Here is an 18,882-nt window from a genome sequence, read left to right as displayed (position 1 = left end):
CCCCAACTGCAGCTCAAGCGGCTGGTGATACCGGTGTATCCGGGTATCGCCGGCCGCTTTCGCCTGGGCCGGGCACGTCCACCGGCTGACCTGTCATCTCCAGCGGCGCACAGTCGATAAGGAACAGATTATGACGACGTCCGGAAGCTCTTCCGTCGCCGGCTTCTCACCCCGGCGCAGGTCGCTGCTGCTCGGCGGTGGCTCGGCGGCCGCGACGGCCGCCCTGGGCCACACGGGCACGGCCGCCGCCGCGCCCGGCGACCCGGCGGCGGAGCCGCCGCCCGCCTTCGACCTCGACAACGGCAACTTCGTCCGGGACCTGCTCACCGTGGCGGGCGACTCGAGCGGCGAGACGCAGGACCTCGGCCCCGCGGACGTCACCCTCATCTTCTGGATCCAGGACATCATGCAGACCGCCTGGTTCGACGCGCTGGCGCCCTACCACCCGACCGCTATCGGCGTACGCACCCGGCTCCCCCGCCGCCCCGCCGGCGAGTCCGAGACCGACAGGAACAAGAACATCGCCGGGCTGTACGCCACGTACCAGGTGGTGAGCGTCACCTACGCGGAGCGGGGGCACATCCTGCGGGGCCTGCTGGAGGCGGTCGGTCTGGACCCCGACGACGAGTCGGAGGACCCGGCCACCCCGGTGGGCATCGGCAACCTGGCCGGCAAGGCCGCCGTCGAGGCCCGGAAGCGCGACGGCATGAACTTCCTCGGGGACGAGGGCCGGAAGTACCACCGCCGGCCCTTCGAGGACTACACCGGCTACGAGCCGGTGAACACCGCCTCCAAGCTGACCGACCCGTCGAGGTGGCAGCCCGCCAGGACCCCGCACCGGCGCCGCGTCGGCGGCGGCCCCGGCGACAAGGGGATCTTCACCGTCCAGCACTTCGCCACCCCGCAGCTCCGGCTGGTCGAGGGCCACACCTTCCGGGACGCGGGCGGGTTCGAGCTGGCGGTGCCCGACCACAGCGACCACACCAAGCCGGGCCGCTACAAGCGCGCCGTCGACGAGATCCTCGGCGCCTCCGCCGCGCTGACCGACGAGCAGAAGGCGAAGGCGGAGTTCTTCAGCAACAACTACCAGGGCATCCTGCTGGCGACGAGGGCCGCGGCGATCGCCCACGACCTGGACCTGGACGGCTGGGTCCACCTGTACATGACGAGCTCGGTGGCGCAGCTCGACAACCTGATCGCCTCCTGGCACCTCAAGCACGAGTACGACGCCGTCCGGCCGTTCAGCGCGGTCAGGCACGTGTACGGCAGGCAGAAGGTGCGGGCGTGGGGTGGTCCCGGCAAGGGGACGGTCGACCTCCGCGCCGACGAGTGGACCGGCTACGTGCCCGTGAACGACCACCCCGAGTACCCGTCCGGCTCGACCGCGCTGTGCGCCGCCATGGCGCAGGGGGCGCGGCGCTTCCTCGGTGACGACGTCCTGGAGTGGACGTACACCTTCAAGGCCGGCTCGACGCTGACGGAACCCGGGCTGGTCCCGGCCCGCGACGTCGAGCTGAACTACGCCACCTGGACCACGTTCGTCCGGGACGCCGCCCTCAGCAGGGTATGGGGCGGCGTGAACTTCACGAAGACGGCCGAGAGGTCGGTGGAGTTCGGCAAGCAGTTCGGAGACCTGGCCCACGAGTTCGTGCAGCGGCACGTCTCGGGCGACGTCGAGGACTGATCCCGCAGCAGGATGCGCCGGACGACCTCCGGCCATTTCACGCTCCCGCGTGCGCACGACCATCCGACACACCGACCACGCCACCAAAGGGGATGACAGTGACCAACCTGATGCTGCTGCCGGACGGAATGCGCCGCTGGTCCAAGGCGAACGGCGTTTCGCTCGACGACGGCTACAAGGCGATGGCGGACAAGCTCGTCGAGTTCATGGACTGGGCGAGGGAAGACGGCATCACGACCCTGTACATCACGACCTCCTCGGCCGCGAACTTCAGCCGCCCCGAGCCCGCGGTGACGACGTTCCTGGTCGCGTTCAACGACGTGGCGCGGCGCACGCACGACAACTGCAGGTTCGACTTCACCGGTTCGCTCGACCTGGTGCCCAAGAAGTACCTCACCGAGCTGGAGAACCTGCGGGACGAGTCCAACAAGGAGTCGGGCTTCACGCTGCACTACATCATGGGCATGTCCCTCACCGAGGAGGTCGTCCAGCTCTTCAACAGGCTCAACGGCAAGATCCCCGAGCTGACCGAGGAGATCCTGGCCGAGAACGCCTACGTCCCGAAGCAGGTCGACTACCTCATCCGCACGGGCGGCGCCATCCGGATGTCGTCCTTCTTCCCGCTGATGTCCCCGTACGCCGAACTGCACTTCTCTCCCGTTCTGTTCCCTGACATGACGCGAGCGGACTTCGACACCGCACTGAACGACCTGCGCAGGCGGGAACGGCGTTACGGGAACTACCCGGCGTAAAGCACCACAGCACCAGTCGGCCGGAAAACGGCCGACACCGGTCTCCCAGGCGTGGTCCGACCCCGGTCGGGCCACGCCTGAGTCGTGCCATGCATCCTCGCTAGGGACAAGGAAGAACACGATGACGTCCGAACATTCCTCCCCCGCAGGCTTCTCACCAGGTCGCAGGTCCCTGCTGCTCGGCGGTGCCTCGACCGCGGCGCTGGCGACCCTGGGAACGGGTACCGCCGCCGCGGGCCAGGGCGGCGCCTCGGCCGCGAAGCCGGCCGCCGCCATCGAATTCGACTTCGACACCGGCAACTTCCACCGGGATCTGCTCAGCACGGCGGCCAACCCGTCCGAGGAGCCCCTCGGCCCGATGGACGCGACCGTCCTCGTCTATCTCACCCATCTCACGATGACCGCGTGGTTCGACGCGCTGGCGCCCTATCACCCGACCGCGGTCGGCAGGCACAGCCGCATTCCCCGGCGCCCCGCCAGCGAGTCGAACACCAACCGGAACAAGAACGTCGCCGCGTTGCACGCCGCGAACGTGGTGTTCGGCTCGGTGTTCAAGGAGCGGGCGGCGACCTTCCACCAGCTCATGACCACGCTCGGACTGGACCCCGACGACCAGTCGACGGACCCCAGCAGCCCGGTGGGCATCGGCAACCTGGCCGCCAAGGGCGTCCTCAGGGCCAGCGCGCGGGACGGCATGAACCTTCTGGGCGACGAGGGCCGGAAATATCACGGGCAGCCTTTTGAGGACTACACCGGCTTCGAGCCCGTCAACACCGCCTACGAACTGGTCAACCCGTCGAAGTGGCAGCCGGCCAGGACCCCGCACCGCCGCCGGGTCGGCGGCGGCCCCGGCGACAAGGGCATCTTCACCGTCCAGCACATGGTCACCCCGCAGATGGGGCTGGTGAAGCCGGACACCTACCGGCACCCGAGCCAGTTCCCGCTCGCCCCGCCGGACCACCTCGACCACACCGACCCGCGCCGTTTCAAGCGCTCGGTGGACGACATCCTGGAAGCCTCCGCCGGCCTCGACGACGAGAGGAAGGTGAAGGCGGAGTTCTTCGACAACAAGTTCCTCGGCATCGGCCAGTCGACGAAGGCCGCCGGGATCGCCCACGATCTGGACCTGGACAACTGGGTCCACCTGATCTACACGAGCTCGCTGGCACAGGTCGAGGACCTGATCGCCGCCTGGTACTACAAGGTCAAGTACCAGGCTCCGCGGCCGTTCAGCGCGATCCGGCACGTGTACGGCAAGAAGAAGGTGTCCGCCTGGGGCGGGGCGGGCATCGGGACCGTCCACGACATGCCCGCCAACGAGTGGACCAGCTACATCCCCGTGGGCGACCACCCCGACTACCCGTCCGGCTCCACGACGCTGTGCGCCGCCGAGGCGCAGGCCGCCCGGCGCTTCCTCGGCGACGACCGCCTGGACCTGACCTGGCCCATACCCGCCGGCTGGACGCTGACGGAGCACGGGAGCGTCCCCGCCACGGACATGGAGCTGCACTACGCCGACTGGAGCGACTTCGTGAAGGACTGCGGCTACAGCCGGGTCTGGGCCGGGGTGCACTTCAAGACGACCGTCGAGAGGTCCATGGAGTTCGGCACGCAGTTCGGCGACCTCGCGTACGAGTTCGTCCAGAAGTACATCAAGGGCGAGGTGAGGGACTGACCGCGCCACCGCGGTGACGGTCACGCCGGGACCGGCCGGGCAGGGCGCGCAGCAACCGCGACCCGCCCGGCCGTTCACCTCGTACGACGCATCCTCAGCGGCCGTCGAGGCCGGCGACGAATGCGCGCAGCGCCGCCCACTGGGCGTGCAGCGCGTGGTCGCCGTCCCCGAGGGGGTCCTTGAAGAAGAAGGCCAGCGGCGTCAGCGGGCCCGTGCGCCCCGCCGCGTGGGCGGCCAGGGAGATCCGGGCCAGATCGAGGACCAGCGGAGCGGCGAGCGCCGAGTCGCAGCCCTCCCACGTGAACTGCAGCCGCATCGGGGTGCCGAGGAAGCCGCCGAAGGTGATGAGGTCCCAGGCGGTCTTGAAGTCGCCGATGTCGGCGACGTAGTCGATGTGCGTGTCGCCCTCGGGCGCGTAGCCGAGGGTCTCGCGCAGCACGCGCTGCTTGCTGACGGACTTCGCCGCGTTGGCGCCCGGCTCGGCGAGGTTGGCGCCGTCGCCGCCGCCGAGGAGGTTCAGGCCCGACCACGAGCGGACCGCGAGGTTGCGCATCGCGAACATCGGGGCGAGCACCGACTTCAGCAGCGTCTCGCCGGTCTTGCCGTCGTGGCCCGCGTACGGCAGGCCGCGCGCGGCGGCCAGTTCGTCCAGCGCGGGCAGCCGCGCGCCGGTGGAGGGGGTGAAGTCCACGTACGCGCAGCCGGCGGTGAACGCCGCGTACGCGTAGAGCGAGCTGGGCGGCAGCACCCGGCCGGGGGCGGTGAGCGCCGCGTCGAGCGCCGCCAGGTCCGCGTGCGCGGGGTGCGGCTGGGCGGCGGCCTCGGTGGAGGCGACGTTGACGACGACGACGCGCTCCAGCGCGTTCCGCTCGGCGAACGCCTCGATGTCGGCGACGATCGCGGCCGCCGTCTCGGCCTGGGTGCCGCCGACGGGCGCGTGCCGCAACTCGGCTTCCGCCGCGGCGAGGTCCGCCTCCAGCGCGTGGACGAGCCGGGCGGGCACGACGCCGGCGGTGGCGAGCTGCTCGGCCTTCTTGGCCACCGTGCCGGTGCTCACGTCATGGCCGCCGAAGACCAGGTCGCCGAAGCCCGGCAGCGCGTCGGCGGCCAGGTCCGGGTGGGCCGTCACACAGCCCACGGGCTCTGTCAGACCGGCGCGCAGCGCCAGCCCTCCGACCACGGCGGTGGTGGCGACCGAACCGCGGGCGCCGATGAACCAGATGCCAACTCGCATGAGACCCCTCCGTTACGGACACTGCGGATGAGAACCGGTGCGTACCGCGCACCACTCGGGCGGACACGGGCGAGGGCCGGGCCGACGGCTTGGCAGCCACGGCCCGGCCCCTGGACGGACGCCCGGTCGTCGATCAGCCGATCTTGATGACCTCTCCCTGGTCCCAGTCGCCGGTGGTGCCCGGAGGCCACCACAGGCTCTTGTTGGTCACGTAGACCGAGCCGTCGCGGCCCGCGAGGAAGCCGTGCGGGAAGAACAGCTTGCCCTTGGCCAGCTCCGTGCGGGTGCCGTCGCGGCCGATCTGGATGACGCTGCCGCCGTCGTCGTCGGGCGTCGGCAGGAAGCCGGTCGAGGTGAACTGCGTGACGTAGAAGTCGCCGTTCTTGCCGAAGCCGCAGCCCGAGATGGCGCTGAAGCCCCGCTGCCAGACCTCCAGGTCACCGCTCCACGGCTCGTAGCGGTAGACCTTGGCGGCCTTGGCGCCCTCGTCGCCGGAGTTGCCGTGGCCGGTCAGCTCGCCGACGTACACCGCGCGGTCCGGGCCCTGGGCGACGCAGGTGGGTACGGCGTCGGAGCCGGCCGGGCTGAGCGGGAAGCTGGTGAGGACCTTGGCGTTGCCCCACCGGTCGATCTGGCCGAGCACGTTCGCCCCGGCGTCCACGTAGTAGAAGCCGCCGCCCTTCCTGGGCGTCAGCGAGTACGGGTTCGTGACGTCGTAGTCGGGCGTGGGGTCCGGGTTCTCCTGGATGTACTCCCAGTCGGCCGCACCCGGCCGGGCGGCCACCCGGGGCTTCTTCGGGTTGGTGACGTCGAGCAGGGTGCCGACGTACGGCTTGAGCTTGTTCCGCAGGCCGTCGGAGAGCCACGGGTCGGTCGGGAGGGCCTTCGGCGAGCCCGCCTGCAGCGTGTACAGCCGGCCCTTGTCGTAGACCAGCCCGTTCGGGCCGATCATGTCCTGCAGGTTCAGTGCCGAGGGCAGGTTCTTCACGATCCGCTTCGGCTTGCCGGTCGTGATGTCGGCCACGGAGCCGGTGTGGCCGAAGCACTTCATCTCGAAGACGATTTCCTCCGAGACCATGTTGCACTCGGACGGCGCCGTGAAGGGCGGCGTACCGGTCTCGGAGACCAGCAGCCGGCCGCCCGGACCCCAGGTCAGGGAGCGCGGCGAGTACAGCCCCTTCGCGACCACCTTGACCTCGGCGTCCTTGCCGAGCGTGCCCGATCCCCTGCCGTGGTCGGCGGCCGCGGCCATGGGTCCGGACGATCCGGCCGCCACACCTGCGAGCGTGGTCGCCGCTGCCGCGGCGAGCAGCATCCGCCATCTTGCGAGACGTCGCATCGAGCTCTCATCTCCTCTTGAGTGGGGTGAGGTTCTGCTGGGTGACCACGTGCTCGGCCGGGGGCCGGCCGCCGCGGCAAGGAAGTCGTCGACCGGTCGCCCGGTCGACGACAGCCTTTCCACTACGGTCGGCGGCCGGGATCAGCCGATCTTGACGACCTCACCCTGGTCCCACCGGTTGGTGGTGCCGACGGGGTACCACACGGTGTTGTTGGCGACGTAGATCGAGCCGTCGGGACCCGCCAGGAAGCCCTGCGGAGCGAAGAGCTTGCCCTCGCCCAGCACCGTGCGGGTGCCGTCCTTGGCGATCTGGACGACGACGCCCTCCGGGTCACCGGGGGGCGGGAAGCCCGTCTTGTCGAACTGGGTGACGTAGAAGTCGCCGTTGGCGCCGAAGCCGCAGCCGGAGATGGTGGCGAAGCCGCTCTCCCAGACCTTCAGCTCGCCGGTCTTCGGGTCGTACCGGTAGATGTTGGCCGCCTTGTTCCCGGTGTTGCCGAAGCCGGTGAGCTGCCCGGCGTACACCGCGCCGTCGGGGCCGACGTCGACGCAGGTGGGCACGGCGTCGGAACCGTTCGGGGCCTTCGGGAACCACTTCAGGACCTTGACGTTGCCCCGGCGGTCGATCTCACCGAGGATGTTCGCGGCCGCGTCCACGTAGTAGAAGCCGCCGCCCGGCTTCGCGGCGAGCGAGACGGGGTTGGCCGTCGGGTCCTCGGAGGTGAGGTCCGGGTTCTCATGCATCCACTTGTAGCTGGCCGCACCGGGGTTGGCGACCGCCCTGACCTTCTTCCCCTTGACCTGGAGCACCCTGCCGTACTGGCTCTTGAGGGTGTGGCTCAGGTCGCGGGGCAGCCACCCCGGCAGCCCGATGCTGTGGCCGGCCTGCAGGATGTGCAGCTTGCCCCCGGAGTAGACCATCGCGTTCGGGCCGACGACCTCGGCGTTGTTCACGTTCGAGGCCAGACCCTCGATGATCCGCTTCGGCTTGCCGTCGGTGATGTCGGTGATCGCGCCCGTGGTGCTGAAGCACTTCGCCGTCATGATGTCGGCGTTGTCACAGAGCTGCTCGATGCCGCCGGCCTCCGAGACGAGAAGCCTGCCCTCGGGCGTCCAGGTCAGGTCGCGGGGCGAGTGCAGCCCCTTCGCGATCACCTCGACCGCAGCGTCGCCGGACAGCGTGCCCGAGCCCTTCTCCGCCGCCGCCACCGGACCCGACGGCCCGGCTGCCACACCGGCGAGCGCTGTCGCCGCCGCGACGGCGAGCGGCATGCGGAACCTCTTCAGACTACGCATCTTCGCCTGTTCCCTCCGTTTCGCTGTTTCTGTTTCACCCAGACAAGACGCGTGGAGAGACAACTCCTCGCCAAAGCCGTCCGGCGCACGTCGAAACAGCCGGCGGCGCAATGAGCATCGGCTAAACGCGTTTGATGGGGACCTTGTGTTCAACTGGCGCCGGGCCGCGGCCACCCACCCCGCGGGGTGGCGACCGTACGGCTCGTGGCCGATGGCTCATTCCGCATCCGGGAACGTGGTTCCGGGAAGGTGAGCCCGTGAATGACCGCCCTCGCCCGCACGTGGAAATCCCTGACCGCGGACGTGGACATGCCGGTGCCGCGGCGGGCGATGCGGTCGTCCGGGTGGAATCAGTAGAAAAGGCGGTACGAACCGAGGGATGTCATCGGCTCGAGCGACAGCGGCTCCGTGATCCACTCGTTCTTCAGGCCGTTCATCGTCTCCTGGAAAGCGGGCATGGTGAGGAGCGGGTTCTTCTCGTCATCCTCCAGGTCCACCACGAGAACGAAAGTCCGCCCGTCCGCGAGTTTGCACCAGGAATAGCGCACGCCCTCGGGCTTCGCTTCCTCGATCGCCGCGAACAGTTCCTTCGCGGCCTTCTCCGCGGTCTCCACCTTGTCTTCCTTGATCACGGCACGGAACATGCGGACGCTCATGGGAATTCTCCTTGGTAAACGCGCACGCCGCCGATCAGGGCGGCGGGGGTTCAGGGTTGTTCTTGGAGTTTGTCGTGGAGGATGCGGGTGAGTTCGACGCGGCGGGTTTTGAGGGTGGCGGTGCGGGGGAGCTGGGCCATCGGGATGTGGACCGGCTCGGCGAGCTGGGGGTAGTCGTGGGTGGCCTGGCGCCAGCGTTCGGGGTCGACGGGCTCGTCACCGCGGGTGCAGACGATCGGCACGGGCTTCTTCCCCGGGCCCAGGACGACGGCGAGTTCGACGAGTTCGTCGAGACGGTCCAGCACGGCGTCCTCGATCTCCAGACTGGAACCCACCCCCGGGATGGTGTCGATCTCCCGGTCGAGCATGTGCAGGCAGCCGAGGCGGGTGCGGTAACCGACGTCGCCGGTGCGCCACCAGCCCTGGTTGACGTTCTCGTCGTAGCGGTCCTGTTCACCGTGGTAGGCCTTGGCGATCCCGTCCCACCGGACCTCGATGAACCCCGGATTGTCCTGCGAGACCTGCCTGCCGTTCTGCGAGGTGACACGGACCTTCGCACTGCCCGGCAGCGCGAAACCCACACACCGCCCGTCCATCTCCCGCGCATGACGCCGGTAGTACGGCCTGCCCACCGCGGGGCCGACCTCGGACTGGCCGTAGATCTGGAAGAACTGGGGCGAGCGGCGGCGGGAGGCGTCCAGCAGCCGCCGCACCGTCCGCGGGTGGATCGCATCGAAGGTGGAGGAGAAGTACTTGACCGACGCGAACGGCCTGCGCGGGTCGTTCACCAGCCCCTCCCACGCAAGGAAACTGTTGGGGAGGGCTTCGATGAGACCCGGGCGGTTCTTCAGGAAGAACTTCGCGACATCCTCCGGATCATGGTTGTTGACCAGGAGCGTCGGCATGCCCTTGAACAACACCAGCGCCATCGCCGCGAACAGCCGGGAATGCACGAACGGGATACTGATCGCGACCGTCTCCCGCCGGGGCATCACACCCAGCATGAACAACTGCGGCCGCAACCGCGTCCGCATCGTCCGCGCGGTGTGCACCACCAGCTTCGGCAACCCCGTCGTCCCCGACGTATGCGTGATCATCGCCGGCTCATCCAGACCGGTGAACACCGGCCGCACCGCAGGCGAATCCTCCAACTCACCCAACGACGCCACCGTGATCACCGAAGCCGTCAGCCCATCCAGATCCTCGCCCTTGAGGAGACCGAGCTTCGCCTCATCGGTCAGCAGATGCGGCCGGCCCAACCGCTGCATCAGCGCCGCCACCGTCGGCGCGTCGAGGGCCGGGGACAGCATCACCGGAATCGCACCCAGACGAGCAACAGCCGTACCCAGAATCCACGAATCGAAGTTCGGCCGCTTGTAGACGACCAGATGCTCCCCCGCCCGCACCCCCGCCGCCGCCAACCGGGAAGCAAGATCCGAAACATAGTGAGCGAGCTCACTCACCGTGACACGCCGCCCCGCCTCGGGCAGCACATCCAAATCATGATCCAAAGTCAGCAACACCGAACCATGCTTCACCGCGGCCCGCTGCGCCAGCACCCCTATATACAAACCACGCTTGTGCATCGGACTCCGGCTCACAAGGCCCTCCACCCATACCAGCGTCGAAACTCCCAACAGATCCGCACAACGTGCCGCCCCGAGACCACGCCCACCCAGCATCGGTTACACCGCTTGGCCACCACATACCAACGACTTGGCGCCCACTTGGCGATTCTCCGTTTGCAATTCCACTGGGTGGGCGTTCGGCTCAGGGAGTGATGACCTGCGGCGTACCGACAGGCGTGTCTTCGTCTGCTTCCATTTCCTCGGCAATACGCATGGCTTCGTCGATAAGCGTTTCGACAATCTTGGATTCCGGCACCGTGGCGACGACCTTCCCCTTGACGAAGATCTGCCCCTTGCCGTTGCCCGACGCCACGCCGAGGTCGGCATCGCGGGCCTCGCCGGGACCGTTGACGACGCAGCCCATCACGGCGACGCGCAGCGGGACCTCCATGCCGTCGAGCCCGGCGGTCACCTCGTTCGCCAGCTTGTAGACGTCCACCTGCGCGCGGCCGCACGAGGGGCACGAGACGATCTCCAGGCGGCGTTCCTTGAGCCCGAGGGACTCCAGGATCGCCGCGCCGACCTTGACCTCCTCGGCCGGCGGCGCCGACAGCGACACCCGGATCGTGTCGCCGATGCCCTCGGCCAGCAGGGCCCCGAAGGCCACCGCGGACTTCACGGTGCCCTGGAACTCGGGGCCGGCCTCGGTGACACCGAGGTGCAGCGGGTAGTCGCAGGCCGCGGCCAGCTTGCGGTACGCATTGATCATCACGACCGGGTCGTGGTGCTTCACGGAGATCTTGATGTCCCGGAAGCCGTGCTCCTCGAAGAGCGAGCACTCCCACAGCGCCGATTCCACCAGGGCGTCCGGGGTCGCGCTGCCGTACTTGTCCATGAGCCGCTTGTCCAGCGAGCCCGCGTTCACGCCGATACGGATCGGCACCTGCGCGTCCGCCGCCGCCTTGGCGATCTCACCGACCTTGTCGTCGAACGCCTTGATGTTTCCCGGGTTCACGCGGACCGCGGCGCAGCCCGCGTCGATCGCCGCGAAGACGTACCGCGGCTGGAAGTGAATGTCGGCGATCACCGGGATCTGCGACTTGCGCGCGATCTCCGGCAGCGCGTCGGCGTCGTCGGCCGAGGGCACGGCGACACGGACGATCTGGCAACCCGACGCCGTCAGCTCCGCGATCTGCTGGAGCGTCGCGTTCACGTCGGCCGTCACGGTCGTGCACATCGACTGCACGCTCACCGGCGCGTCGCCGCCCACCAGCACGGCTCGGTCGTCATGGCCCAGTCTGAGCTGCCGGCTCTTCCGCCGGGGAGCCACCTGCTGGGGCACCTTGGGCATGCCGAGGTCCACCACGTCTGATCATCCTCTCGGTTCTGTCGTGCTGGGCCGGCACTGGTGGCGGGCCCCTCGGGGTCGGTCTGCGGGGCGGGGCTCAGCGGTCGCGGTACGCGACGTGCTCGACCATCTGGTCCAGCCGCTCCCGCCAGCCATCCGCCAGCGGCGCACCCTCGAGTGCCTTGCGGGCGGTCCCGACGAGCTGGTCGATGTGCTCCTCGACCTCCTGGCGCACGCCGGACGCGAGCATCGCGGCGCTGAGGGCCTCGATGTCCCACGTCCGCTCGGCCACCAGCTCGGCCACCCGGGCGTCCTTGGTGGCGGCGAGGGCGAGCAGGAGGTTCATCTTGTGCTCGCTGACGTCCAGTCCCGCCGGCTTGCCGGTCGCCTCGGAGTCCCCGAAGGCGTCGAGCAGGTCGTCGCGGAGCTGGAACGCCTCGCCGGCGGCGACGCCGTACGCCTCGAACGCCTGCTGCAGGTCCTGCCGCCCGGCGAGGGACGCGCCGAGGGCGAGGGGCCGGTGGATGGTGTACCGGCCGGACTTGCAGACCGCGATCCAGCGGGCGAGTTCCGCGTCCGGCTTCGGCTCGGCGGCCAGCGCGATGTCGAGCTGCTGGCCCACGAGCATCTCGGTGCCCAGGTCCGTCCAGATCTCCATGGCCGGTCCGGTCAGCCCGGCGGCGAGCCGGGTGGCGTAGCCGTACGCCAGGGCGCCGGCGAGGATGCCGATGCCTTCGCCGTAGCGGCGGGGCTCGCCGGTCCAGCCCTGGTCCGCGTGGACGGCGGCGTGCTTGGCGTGCAGGGTCGGCGCGCCGCGGCGGGTGGGCGCGTTGTCGAGGATGTCGTCGTGCAGCAGAGCGGAGGCGTGCAGCAGTTCCAGCGCCGCGGCGGCGCCGATGACCGCGTCCTCGGCGGGGGAGCCGTCGAGGGCACCGCCGGCCGCCAGGTAGCCGCTGACGCAGAACGTGGGCCGCAGCCGCTTGCCGCCGGCCGCGATGAGCTCCGCGATGCCCTCGATGGGCAGCGCCGCGCGGGGGTCGACCGCCCGCCAGCGGGCGAGTTCGGCGCTCAGCAGCTCCTCGACGCGCGCGACGGCGCGGCCGACCAGCTCCCTGGCGGCGTCGTCGACGGGAAGGCCCTCGCCGGCGCCGGCGCCCTTCTTCTTCGGCAGTTCGAGTCCCGACGGCGGCCGGAACACGACGGTCTCCTTGGCGGTGACCTCGGTCTCGATGTCGGCGTACCCGAGGGTCGCGAGCCGCTCGATGACCTCGTCGACCAGCACCTCGGGGGCGCTCGCCCCGGAGCTGACGCCGACCGTGCGGACGCCCTCCAGCCAGGCGGGGTCCAGATGGTCCACGTTCGGCAGCAGATAGGCCTCGGCGCCGGCGGCCTGCGCGACCTCCACCATCCGCACGGTGTTGCTGGAGTTGGCGGAACCGACGACGAGCACGACGTCGCTGCGCCAGGCGATCGACTTCACCGCGGTCTGCCGGTTCTGGCTCGCGTAGCAGATGTCCTCGCTGCCGGCGCCGACGATCTCCGGGAACCGCTCGCGCAGCACGGACACGATCTCCTCGGTGTCGTCCACCGAGAGCGTGGTCTGCGTGAGGAACGCGGCGCGCGTGCCCTCGGGGAGCTCCAGCTTCCTGGCCGCCTCCGCGTCCTCCACGATGATCGTGCGGTCCGGGGCCTCCCCGTAGGTGCCCTCGATCTCCTCGTGGTCGGCGTGCCCGACCAGGAGCAGCGTCCGCTCGTCGCGGGCGAACCGGCGGGCCTCCTGGTGCACCTTGGCCACGAGGGGGCAGGTCGCGTCGATGACCTGGAGGCTTTGCTGCGCCGCGTTGCCGCGCACCTCGGGGGAGACGCCGTGTGCGGAGAAGATGCACACCGCCCCGTCCGGCACCTCGGTCTCGGAATCGACGAATATGACGCCCCGCTCCTCAAGCCGGCGGACCACATGTTCGTTGTGGACGATCTGCTTGCGTACGTAAACCGGTGCGCCGTGTATCTCAAGGGCACGCTCGACGATCTCAATGGCTCTGATCACGCCGGCGCAGAAGCCGCGCGGCTCTGCGAGAATGAGCTTCTTGCCGCCCGGTTGCTTCTTGTTCTCCACCGCGGTAGCCATATGGAAAAGACTGCGGAACCGCGGTTGCGAGTGTCAAGGATCATTGCGGGGCAACATATTGTCACGGGCCTGCCGGGGCACGCCTCACCTGCCCGTCTGTAGCCGACGGGCTTACCGCGGGGTGGATGCGGGGACCCGATTAAAGCACGGAAAGCCGGTCCCCGTACCGGGGCCGGAGTATCACCGGGGACCTTGGCCGGGACTATGTCGCGAGTTGACATTGACTTGGCGTCGCTCGCCCCGGCCGATCCGGGCTCATTCCGCGGCGTACTGCGAGCTGGCGCACGCCACTTGTCGTCACCTCGGGCAACGGCCTCTCCTGCGGCTTCGGAGACGCCGGCGACCCGGACCAAGCGGCCGCCAAGTCGGCGACAACCGACTGTGCAGTGGGGGCCAAGTCGGATGGCGGACGCTAGTTGTATAGCGCAGCTGATAGTGCTGCCGGTGATCTGCCCTGATTTCGACCCCTCACTCGAGATCGACACGTGGAGGATCCATTGTCCGGAGATGCTGAAGTCAAGCGTGTGTATTCAGCCATGGAGGAATCCGCCCGATTGCTGGATATCACCGTCTCACGGGAAAAGGTGTGGCCGGTTCTGGAGGCGTACCACGAGGTACTCGAAGACGCCGTGGTCGTCTTCTCGATGGCGAGCGGACGCCACTCGACGGAGCTGGACTTCAGCATCTCGGTGCCGGCGAAGGCCGGCGACCCGTACCGCGTCGCGCTCGCCCACGGACTGACCCCGGAGACGGACCACCCGGTCGGCAGACTGCTCGCCGACACCCAGGAGCACTGTCCCGTCAGTATGTTCGCCTTCGACGGCGAGGTCACCGGCGGGTTCAAGAAGACGTACGCGTTCTTCCCCACCGACGACCTGCAGCCCGCGTCGAAGCTCGCCGAGATCCCCTCCATGCCGCCCAGCGTGCGGGAGAACGCCGAACTGTTCGCGCGTTACGGCCTCGACAAGGTGCAGATGACGTCGATCGACTACAAGAAGAAGCAGATCAACCTGTACTTCAGCGAGCTGTCCTCCGACACCCTCGGGCCCGAGTCCGTCCAGTCGATGATCCGCGACATGGGGCTGACGGAGACCGGTGAGGTGGGGCTGAAGTTCGCGAAGCGCTCGTTCTCCGTCTACCCCACCCTGAACTGGGAGACCGGCAAGATCGAGCGGCTCTGCTTCGCCGTGATCAGCACGGACCCCACGCTGGCCCCGGCCGAGCGGGAAGAGGACCTCACGAAGTTCTCGAAGTACGCGAACAACGCCCCGTACGCGTACGCGGGCGAGGCACGCACCCTCGTCTACGGGCTCACGCTCTCGCCCCGCGAGGAGTACTACAAGCTCGGCGCGTACTACCAGATCAGCGACGTCCAGCGGAAGCTGCTCAAGGCGTTCGACTCGCTCAAGGACTAGGAGAGCCGTGGGGTCGTAGTGAGGGCCGGTGTTCCCGTCACGGGAACACCGGCCCTCGCGCTGTCCGTGCGGGCCGGCACCCGCCCGGCCCGCACGGACAGCGCCGCTAGATGGCGAGCGCGATGTCGATGTCCGCCAGCTCGGCCTGGACGTCGATCGCGGTGATACGGGAGTCGTCGTCGGCGGTGAAGCGGAACGCGAGGTGCGGACGGCCGCCCTGCGCCCAGACCAGCCCGGTCAGCCCCTCGATGAGCGCGGGCACCGGTGCCCAGGCGCGGCCGGCGAAGAGCCGGGTGACGGCGTCGGCGCCGCGCAGCTCGGCGTCGACGCCCATCTGCACGGCGGTCGCGTCGGAGCGCAGCACGATGTCCGGGTCGAGCATCGCCAGCAGCGCCTCGAAGTTGCCGTCGCGGGACGCGGCGAAGAACGCGGTGGCCAGATCGGACTTGCCCGTCCTGAAGGTGCTCGCGTTGCCCTCGTAGACGCCGACGGCCGTGGTCCTGGTCGGGGCGGACCGCTGCACGCGGCGGCGGGCGCGGCTGGCGAGCTGACGGGTCGCGGCGGGGGAGCGGTCGACGATCGTCGCGATCTCGCCGAAGGGGACGGCGAACATGTCGTGCAGGACGAACGCCAGCCGCTCGGCGGGCGTGAGGGTGTCGAGGACCACCAGCAGCGCGACGCCGACGGAGTCGGCGCGGACCGCCTCCTCCTCCGGGTCGGCCGGCGCGGCCTCGCCGTGCGGCTCACCGGCCTCCGCCGTGTCCACCAGGTCCTCGGGGCGTGACTTGCGGGACTGGAGCATGTTCAGCGACACCCGGGCGACGATCGTCGTCAGCCAGCCGCTGAGATTCTCCACCTCGTCGGTGCGCGAGCGGCTGAGCCGGATCCACGATTCCTGGACGGCGTCGTCTGCTTCGGCGCCGGAGCCGAGCATCCGGTACGCGAGCGCGCGCAAGCGGGGGCGATCGGTTTCGAACCGTTCGGCCAGCCAGTCCTGATCACTCATCTGGTCAAGTCCTCTCACCGGCGCCTCCCATGTTTGGTGACCGGCGGGAACCCGCCGATACGACGAGCCGGGAACCACCACCGCCGACCCGGTGCCGTGCCACCCCGCCGCCTGCCGCCTGTGCCGGTAGCGGCTGACGTCGACAACGGCCGGTAACGAGCTTACTCCGCAAGGCGACTGCGGTGACCTGCGCCTCCGCCTGCCCCCGTCTCCGCGATGCCGGGACGGTTCCGCCCGGTCGCGGAGAAGAGGGCCGGTGACCGGAGTGACACGCGCTCCGGGGTGAAGAAGACGAATGTGTCCAGCGCGCGTCCCTCATCCTCATGCGGCGGGACGGGCTCAGGGGATTCGCCGGGGCAAGATATTGCCACCCGGGGGCAGATCACACGGACGGTGTCAGCCCGGCGCTCCAGGGGCGGAGTTTCTCCGGGTTGAGCACGGCCCAGATGTGGGTGATGCGGGAGTGGGCGATGTCGAACGCCAGGACCGCGACGGTGGTGGCGTCATGCTGACTGACCAAGCCGGGCTGGCCGTTCACGGTGCGCTCCAGGATCGTCAGCGGGGCCCGCTCGGCGAGCGCGACACAGCCGCCGGCGACCTGCCGGCCACCGGTGACCGGTTCGGCCACCGCACTGACCAGCCCGCCGCCGTCGCCGGTCGCGGTGGCGTTCGGATCCAGCAGCCCGATCAGGGCGTCGATGTCCTTGGCCTTCCATGCCAGCTTGAACTCCCTGACGATCTCGGCCTGCCGGTCCCGCGGGGTGGCGTCGGCCTGGGCGGCGCGGATCCGGCGCCGGGCGGAGGAGGCGAGTTGCCGGCAGGCCGCGGACGACCGGCCGACGATCGCGGCCACCTCCGCGAAGGGGTAACGGAACACATCGTGCAGCACGAAGGCCACCCGCTCGGCCGGTGTCATCGATTCCAGCACCACTAAGAAAGCCATGCTCACCGACTCATCCAGGGTGATCATGTCGGCCGGGTCCATGTGGCTGCCGCCCGCGCGCGCGGTGCGCTCGGGCAGCGGCTCGGGAATCCACGCGCCCACGTACTTCTCCCGCCGCACCCGCGCCGAGTTCAGCAGGTTCAGGCAGGTCCGGCTGGTCACCGTGGTGAGCCAGGCGCCCGGGGCCTCTATCGCTTCCTGCTCCGCTCTGGTCATCGCATACCAGCGGGCGTAGGTCTCCTGCACCGCATCCTCGGCATCGGAAAGCGACCCCAGCAGCCGGTAGGCCAGATTGATCAACTGGCGCCGCTCACCCATGAGCACACCAAGACTCGGATCCGAATCCGCGAACCCCGCCCCCGACTCGGTGGTCATCGCGTCACCAGTCCTCTCCACGCACCCACCCCGACCATCTCGCCAAGGTAGCCCACCGGGACACAAGCACTGCCCCACGCCTCACATTCCGCCGACGTGCCTTGTCGTACTGATGAGACACATGCATCAACCTCTGAGCAGGACGCTCACGACCCGACGCCCCTTCCCGCGCCGGCGCGTCGGCCGGCACCGCCTGCTCGTTCGGGTTCCGGCCGATCCGGACCTGGTGAACGCCAGCGCAGGACTCACGTACCGATCACCACGGTGGAGGCTAGAGGATGGCAGTGGAGTACAACCCCTACGACGAGCAGCTCAACGTCGACCCCTATCCGCTGTACGCACAGCTTCGGGAGACGGCGCCCGTCTACCACAACGAAGAACTGGACATCTGGGCCCTGACACGGCACGCGGACGTCGACGCCGCGCTGCGTGACTCGGCGGGGTACTCCAGCGCCAACGGCCCCGTGCTGGACGACGCCATCTTCGGACCCGATGCGCACAAGATGATGTCGTTCAGCGCCATGGACCCGCCCACGCACACCAAGACCCGGGGCCTGGTGTCCGGGGTGTTCAGTCCCCGGAACATGAAGGGGCTGGAGCCGAAGATCCGCGACATCGTGCGCACCCACCTCGAACCGGCGCTGGAGCGCGAGTCGTTCGACTTCATCACCGACGTGGCGGCCACGGTCCCCATGGACGTCATATCGGAGCTGATCGGAGTCCCGGACGAGGACCGGGCGGAGGCGCGCCGCCTGATCAACCTCGCGTTCCACCGCCCGCTGGGCGCCCGGGACATGACGCCCGAGAACGCCCAGGCGATGGGCGAGCTGGCGGGCTACTTCATGCGCTGGGTCGCCGAACGGCGTCGCGAGCCGAGCACGGACCTGCTGACCTCGCTGGTGGAGGCGAAGGTCGACGGCGAGCCGCTGAGGGACGATCAGATCATCGCCCTGCTGGGACTGCTGGTCACGGCGGGCTACGAGACGAGCCTGCGGATGCTGGGCAACGCCTGGTACTGGGCGTGGCGCAACCCGGAGCAGCGCGCCCGTGCCTTCGACGGCGGGATCAACGAATGGGTCGAGGAGACCCTGCGCTACGACTCACCCGTCCAGTACATCCTCCGTACCCTCACCGAGGACCGGACCCTGCGCGGCGTCCCGATGCCCAAGGGCGCGCGGGTCCTGCTGCTGATCGCGGCCGCCAACCGCGACCCCGAGGTCTTCCCGGACGCCGAGAGCTTCCACCTCGGGCGCGAGACCCACCGCGTGATCAGCTTCGGCGGCGGCCCGCACTTCTGCATCGGCGCTCCGCTGGCCCGGCTGGAGGGCCGGATCGTGCTGGACGAACTGGCCACGCGTATCAGCGAGTACGAGATCGACCCGGACGGGGCGACCCGCGTCGGGACCACCAACATCCGGGGCTTCTCCTCGCTGCCCACCACGATCAAGCTCCGCTGACCGGTG

Annotated in this window: 14 protein-coding genes; 5 read left to right on the top strand and 9 right to left on the bottom strand. The window is 69.3% G+C overall.

Annotated features, from left to right (window positions below; all coding sequences use genetic code 11):
• The first annotated feature begins 130 nt into the window (after nucleotides 1-130).
• The 3 genes from ABGA99_RS15405 to ABGA99_RS15395 all read left to right on the top strand — a co-directional run bounded on the left by ABGA99_RS15405 (nucleotide 131) and on the right by ABGA99_RS15395 (nucleotide 4,111).
• Nucleotides 131-1,684, top strand: coding sequence for a DUF6851 domain-containing protein (locus tag ABGA99_RS15405; protein WP_347580376.1), 1,554 nt, complete (start codon nucleotides 131-133; stop codon nucleotides 1,682-1,684).
• 92 nt (nucleotides 1,685-1,776) lie between these two features.
• On the top strand, nucleotides 1,777-2,436 hold the full coding sequence (locus ABGA99_RS15400; protein ID WP_347580375.1) for an undecaprenyl diphosphate synthase family protein: 660 nt from the start codon (nucleotides 1,777-1,779) through the stop codon (nucleotides 2,434-2,436).
• A gap of 121 nt (nucleotides 2,437-2,557) precedes the next feature.
• A complete protein-coding gene (locus ABGA99_RS15395; protein ID WP_347580374.1) occupies nucleotides 2,558-4,111 on the top strand; it encodes a DUF6851 domain-containing protein in 1,554 nt (517 codons plus the stop codon).
• 94 nt (nucleotides 4,112-4,205) lie between these two features.
• On the opposite strand, the gene ABGA99_RS15390 is transcribed toward ABGA99_RS15395, so the two are convergent.
• The 7 genes from ABGA99_RS15390 to ABGA99_RS15360 form a co-directional block, all read right to left on the bottom strand.
• Complete coding sequence (locus ABGA99_RS15390) at nucleotides 4,206-5,345, bottom strand: inositol-3-phosphate synthase (protein ID WP_347580373.1); 1,140 nt, start codon at nucleotides 5,343-5,345, stop codon at nucleotides 4,206-4,208.
• A 133-nt stretch (nucleotides 5,346-5,478) separates the two neighbouring features.
• Entirely contained in the window at nucleotides 5,479-6,684 is a 1,206-nt protein-coding gene (locus ABGA99_RS15385) for a ScyD/ScyE family protein (protein ID WP_347580372.1), read from the bottom strand.
• 141 nt (nucleotides 6,685-6,825) lie between these two features.
• Nucleotides 6,826-7,980 carry a ScyD/ScyE family protein gene (locus ABGA99_RS15380; RefSeq protein WP_347582821.1) on the bottom strand — a complete coding sequence of 385 codons (1,155 nt, stop codon included), beginning with the start codon at nucleotides 7,978-7,980 and terminating at the stop codon, nucleotides 6,826-6,828.
• Nucleotides 7,981-8,330: 350 nt separating this feature from the next.
• Nucleotides 8,331-8,636 (bottom strand): hypothetical protein, encoded by a 306-nt coding sequence (locus ABGA99_RS15375; protein ID WP_347580370.1) that lies wholly within the window; start codon nucleotides 8,634-8,636, stop codon nucleotides 8,331-8,333.
• A gap of 50 nt (nucleotides 8,637-8,686) precedes the next feature.
• The gene (locus tag ABGA99_RS15370; RefSeq protein WP_347582820.1) at nucleotides 8,687-10,222 is read right to left on the bottom strand and encodes an AMP-binding protein; all 1,536 of its coding nucleotides are present in this window, start codon (nucleotides 10,220-10,222) and stop codon (nucleotides 8,687-8,689) included.
• Between the two features lie 184 nt (nucleotides 10,223-10,406).
• A complete protein-coding gene (ispG, locus tag ABGA99_RS15365) occupies nucleotides 10,407-11,555 on the bottom strand; it encodes a flavodoxin-dependent (E)-4-hydroxy-3-methylbut-2-enyl-diphosphate synthase (protein WP_347578444.1) in 1,149 nt (382 codons plus the stop codon).
• Between the two features lie 94 nt (nucleotides 11,556-11,649).
• Nucleotides 11,650-13,680 carry a 4-hydroxy-3-methylbut-2-enyl diphosphate reductase gene (locus tag ABGA99_RS15360; protein WP_347578430.1) on the bottom strand — a complete coding sequence of 677 codons (2,031 nt, stop codon included), beginning with the start codon at nucleotides 13,678-13,680 and terminating at the stop codon, nucleotides 11,650-11,652.
• Between the two features lie 485 nt (nucleotides 13,681-14,165).
• On the opposite strand from ABGA99_RS15360, the gene ABGA99_RS15355 reads away from it, so the two are divergent.
• On the top strand, nucleotides 14,166-15,095 hold the full coding sequence (locus ABGA99_RS15355; protein ID WP_347578429.1) for an aromatic prenyltransferase: 930 nt from the start codon (nucleotides 14,166-14,168) through the stop codon (nucleotides 15,093-15,095).
• A 106-nt stretch (nucleotides 15,096-15,201) separates the two neighbouring features.
• Here ABGA99_RS15355 and ABGA99_RS15350 read toward each other — a convergent pair whose 3' ends face one another.
• Entirely contained in the window at nucleotides 15,202-16,101 is a 900-nt protein-coding gene (locus tag ABGA99_RS15350) for a sigma-70 family RNA polymerase sigma factor (protein WP_347578428.1), read from the bottom strand.
• Nucleotides 16,102-16,483: 382 nt separating this feature from the next.
• A complete protein-coding gene (sigJ, locus tag ABGA99_RS15345; protein ID WP_347578427.1) occupies nucleotides 16,484-17,419 on the bottom strand; it encodes an RNA polymerase sigma factor SigJ in 936 nt (311 codons plus the stop codon).
• Nucleotides 17,420-17,697: 278 nt separating this feature from the next.
• Here sigJ and ABGA99_RS15340 point away from each other — a divergent pair, with 278 nt between their 5' ends.
• Entirely contained in the window at nucleotides 17,698-18,876 is a 1,179-nt protein-coding gene (locus ABGA99_RS15340) for a cytochrome P450 (RefSeq protein ID WP_347578426.1), read from the top strand.
• The last annotated feature ends 6 nt before the right edge of the window (nucleotides 18,877-18,882 follow it).

It is taken from the genome of Streptomyces sp. B5E4 (assembly GCF_039871555.1).
GTDB lineage: Bacteria > Actinomycetota > Actinomycetes > Streptomycetales > Streptomycetaceae > Streptomyces.
The sequence above is the reverse complement of the archived record's forward strand: the minus strand, read 5'-3'. Positions and strand labels throughout refer to the sequence as shown.